This window comes from Phocaeicola sp. RTP21198st1_B8_RTP21198_201120 (assembly GCF_040929485.1).
In the GTDB taxonomy this organism is placed as follows: Bacteria; Bacteroidota; Bacteroidia; order Bacteroidales; family Bacteroidaceae; genus Phocaeicola; species Phocaeicola dorei.
Window position 1 is genome coordinate 1 of sequence record NZ_JBCOCI010000154.1, and the last position, 4,364, is coordinate 4,364.

Annotated in this window: 3 protein-coding genes and 2 pseudogenes; 4 read left to right on the forward strand and 1 reads right to left on the reverse strand. The window is 39.8% G+C overall.

Going from position 1 to position 4,364, the window contains the following annotated elements; genetic code table 11:
• Positions 1–554 (reverse strand): Rpn family recombination-promoting nuclease/putative transposase (locus AB5935_RS23575; RefSeq protein ID WP_368327628.1); only part of this gene is annotated, 554 nt, incomplete at its 3' end.
• A 717-nt stretch (positions 555–1,271) separates the two neighbouring features.
• Here AB5935_RS23575 and AB5935_RS23580 point away from each other — a divergent pair.
• From AB5935_RS23580 to AB5935_RS23595, 4 genes and pseudogenes are all read left to right on the forward strand, one after another.
• The gene (locus tag AB5935_RS23580; protein ID WP_368327629.1) at positions 1,272–1,676 is read left to right on the forward strand and encodes a hypothetical protein; all 405 of its coding nucleotides are present in this window, start codon (positions 1,272–1,274) and stop codon (positions 1,674–1,676) included.
• Positions 1,664–2,013, forward strand: a pseudogene (gene tnpB / locus AB5935_RS23585) (IS66 family insertion sequence element accessory protein TnpB). The gene AB5935_RS23580 and the pseudogene tnpB overlap by 13 nt, the downstream one beginning before the upstream one ends.
• Before the next feature lie 86 nt (positions 2,014–2,099).
• Positions 2,100–3,665 (forward strand): annotated as a pseudogene (gene tnpC / locus AB5935_RS23590) (IS66 family transposase).
• A gap of 379 nt (positions 3,666–4,044) precedes the next feature.
• Positions 4,045–4,364 (forward strand): BfmA/BtgA family mobilization protein (locus AB5935_RS23595; RefSeq protein ID WP_368327631.1); only part of this gene is annotated, 320 nt, incomplete at its 3' end.

A 4,364-nucleotide genomic window follows, 5' to 3' on the forward strand; every position in this document is an offset into this window, starting at 1 on the left:
AGTGTATCCATATGCTTTAGTATATAAATCCAGCGTTCAAAATCATTTTCACATTCATCCTCTTCTTTATTAAAGTTCGGCAATTCAATAAAGATTTGCCGGAACTTACTGTTGAAAAGCTTACCTGTATCCCTGTCAGAAAGGATAACATCCGTTCTGATTTTAGAGGGTATATCCTTGTCCATCACGAAGTTCATGAAGAACACTCCGTACACGGCATCCAATTGAAAGTTCCAAACTCCCCTTTTCGCCTGCTGCGTAATGGCCCTAGAGAGATAGAAGAGGGCACGGTCTTTAAAGTAAGGCTGCTCCCGGTTCTGCATTTCTACGATAATATGCTCCCCTGTATTGGTTCTGCAATATATATCATAGATAAGTCCTCGTTCTGTTTTTACTTCCGGCTGCTGTTCGTTGTTAAGGAACTGAATGTCGGTAATCACATGCTCTCCTACGAGCAAATCGTTCAAGAAGTCGATTAACAACTCCTTTTCTACCTCTCTGCCGAATAAAAACTTAAAGCCAAAATCGGTAAAGGGATTGATAAATCTTCCCATTATATGCTGTGTCTCAATTACAAAACAAAGATAGAGTTTTTTTGTTGAATTTCCTCAAAGATAGGATAAAAGAAAACTTCAATATTCATAACAGTATGGATTTGAACTAATTCATAGTATAGGAGCTTGAACTAAACATTACATAATGAAAAAACTATCTATCATACTATCATTCATTTTAGTAATGTTTTAATTATCACTGTAATATCTATGATAGATAGCTTTAAAAAAATGTATCTATCATACTTTTACCAGTAAAAACGGGTTACCTATCATCTACAAAATAGCCGTATAAATATCCTATAAGCATAAGACGGCTTGTTTTTGTCATAATGAAGCCATATAAATCCGAATATCGCAGCTCAAAAATCCCACTTAAACGGCGATAAGTTTATAGCCCACAAGTGTGTGCTGCATAGCCCGCATATGTAGGCTGTATGGTTTACATGCGTGGGCTGTACGGCACACACTTGTGAACTATAGAAATACTGCCGCTCCCCATAGATAATTAAGCTGTCAAATACAGGTTATCATCCTATAAAGTGTGCATTCGTATGTCTTTAAATGGATTATCTCACCTAATGCTACACTAAAATAGATACAGTATAGGAATGATAGATGTCCCTTTTTACTAATAAAAGGTAAGCGTCTCCGCGATTCTATCTTGTCGCCCTTTTTTCATTCTTATATTTTTGCTATGTATAAAAATGAAGCATTATGGATTTAGCAGAAAATCGATTTGGAAAAACTTGGAAACATTTCCTTGAAGCATTGAAAGTAGACTACAATTGTTCTTTAGCCGATGTTTGCCGCGATCAGCATACCACTTTTGGTGGTATGAGTTCCTGGATGTCCAGACGGGGCTATAGCGTTAAACAAGCCAAGGCAGATGTAGTCCGTGATTATTATGGCGGCGTTGCCCCCTCCCAACCGACAACTTCCTTTCCTTCATTCACTCAAATAGCACCCGCCATGTTGTCGGAAGAAGAGTTTAGTCTTGCCGGGATCACAATCACCTTTAACAGTGGAACCACCATTTCGTTCAAACGGGCCACACCCAGTGGTGTTATTAAAATGTTGCGCGATTACGAAAGAAAGGAGGGAGATCCATGTATTCTCTAACATCAGCCAATCGATACTATCTGTACCAGGGCTTTGTTCGTATGAACCTTGGCATTGACGGTTTATTCAAAATTATACGATCGGAAATGAAGGACTTGTCTCCCGTTTCCGGAGATATCTTTTTATTCTTTGGTAAAAACCGACAAAGTGTAAAAATACTGCGTTGGGATGGCGATGGCTTTCTTCTGTACTACAAGCGCCTCGAAGGTGGAAGTTTTGAGTTACCGACATTTAACCCCAATACAGGTAATTACGAGATTTCTTATCAGGTTTTGTCTTTTATCTTAAATGGAGTTCATTAAAGTCTGTACGGTTGAGAAAGCGTTTTAGGATCTAATTCAACATTCTGATTATTAGTTATTTGCGCTAAAGATATCATCCGGTTTATTTGGCCAATTCGTTGATTTTTTATATCTTTATGCCATGAAAAAGGATGAGATCATAGAGTTATTGAAGGAACAAATCAAGGGATTACGAGATGACAACAACAGACTCTTGGACCAAATAGATGCTTTGATAAAGGAGGTTTCTTCCCTTAAAGAGGCACTCCTTCAAAAAGGCGAATCTCTTAGCAAGCAACAGCGCCTTACTAAGGGACTCGCCAAACTTGTATCCAACACATCCGAACAGCAACAGGCTCCCCAATCTGCCATATTCGAAGAGGAGCGACAGAAGATAGAAGCGGAAAAAGCAGATAAGCGTAAAGCAAGAAAGAACAATGGGGCCAAACGTGATATGCATTATGAGATGGAGGAAGAAGAACATGTCGTTTATCCCGATGATCCCGATTTTGACATCAATAAGGCCCGGTTGTTTACCACTGTTCCCAGAATATGCGTCCGCTATGAATGTGTACCCATGCGCTTCATCAAGCATGTCTACAAGATACACACCTATAGGCAAGAAGGTCGCCTGTTTGAGGGAAAAACACCGGCTTCGGCCTTCTTGAATTCCAGCTATGACGGTTCATTTATTGCCGGATTGATGGAATTACGTTATATACAATCGCTACCTGTTGAAAGAATCATCAACTACTTCGAGAGTCATGGCTTTACGCTGAAGAAACCTACGGCTCATAAGTTGATAGAGAAAGCCTCAAGCCTCTTCGAAAATCTTTATAAGTGCATCCGGCAGACAGCTTTGAGTGATCCTTATAAGGCAGCCGATGAAACCTATTACAAAATACTCGTCCCGGAAAAGAACAGCAAGGGAAAAGGAGTCAGGAAGGGATACCTTTGGGTGGTTGTCGGCATAAACACCAGGATGATATACTTGCTCTATGATGACGGCTCCCGGTCTGAAAGAGTTATTCTTAACGAATTAGGCAGTTGTAAAGGTATTATGCAAAGCGATGGTTACTCACCTTACCGGAAGCTTGAAAGCGATGCTTATCTCCATATCACACGCATCCCGTGCTTGCAACATATAAAACGGAAATTTATAGATTGCGGTGAGAAGGACCCGGATGCAAAAAGAATCGTGGAACTGATAAACGCACTTTATCAAAACGAACATAAGCATAAAGTTGAGGTTGAGGGATGGACGGTAGAACAGAATCTTATGCATCGAAAAAAGTATGCTCTGGACATACTCGGAGAAATAAAAGATGTGCTTGATGAAATAGAAGAACGGGGGGATTTATTACCTAAGAGCGAACTGCAGGAAGCCATTACCTATCTTCGCAATGAGTGGAATGCAGTGGTGGACATCTTTAATTATGGTGACACTTATCTGGACAACAATATGGTTGAACGGATGAACCGGTACATATCCTTATCAAGAAAAAACTCATTGTTCTTCGGCAGCCATAAGGGGGCCGAACGAGGCGCCATACTCTATACGATAGCACTCACTTGTAGGATGCATAAAGTGAATTTATTTGAGTATCTCACGGATGTGATTAACAGAACAGCCGAATGGTAACTGAACACACCAATTGAAAAATACAGGGAACTGCTTCCTGACAGATGGAAAAAGACTAATGACTAAAAAGGGATCATTAGCCTTTTTATTTTAATACACTATATAGAATCGCGGAGACGCTTACAGCAGGGTTCAGGCAAAGTCATGAATCAAATCACACAGAGCCGTGATTGTCAATTGATTATGATTTTTTTGTAGACAAATAGTCTACTTTTTCTGTAGATTTTAGCTTTTTTATGTTGATAATCAAGTAATTGTATTGTCTATATGAAATCTACATATTTTTATATATAATTGATTGTCAGCTCTTTGCAATGTAGGCGAAAAATCTACAGAAAATAATATGGAGGCAGTACAAAAAGGTTGTGCTGGTCCGCCCTTACATTTGCAGAAAAATTTAAGATTATGTAAAAAAATTACAAAAAACATTCGTGTATCCATAGATGTGAAACAGCATCTAGACGAAATGAAAGGAAGCGTGTCGTCTAGTGAATTTATTGAGACAATGCTGTCCTACTTTGAGCGGAACGGGGTGGATCCCCGAACATCAATCAACGGGAAGTTCAAGACACTGGAACTTCAGGGAATCGAACGGATCATCAAAATCATCCGTGCCATAGAAAAAGATAAGATTGACAAGCTGCTTCCGGCGCCGGAAGCGCACAGTGATGTTCTGCTGAAACAGACAGACAAACAGGTCACCCAACTGAAAGCGGAAGTGGAACGCTTGAAAAAAGCAAGTGCTCCTGACGTGGAGGACAGACG

Excerpts from the sequence above, each read along its gene's own strand:
- AB5935_RS23580 (WP_368327629.1), top strand. The coding sequence starts at position 1,272 with ATGGATTTAGCAGAAAATCGATTTGGAAAAACTTGGAAACATTTCCTT.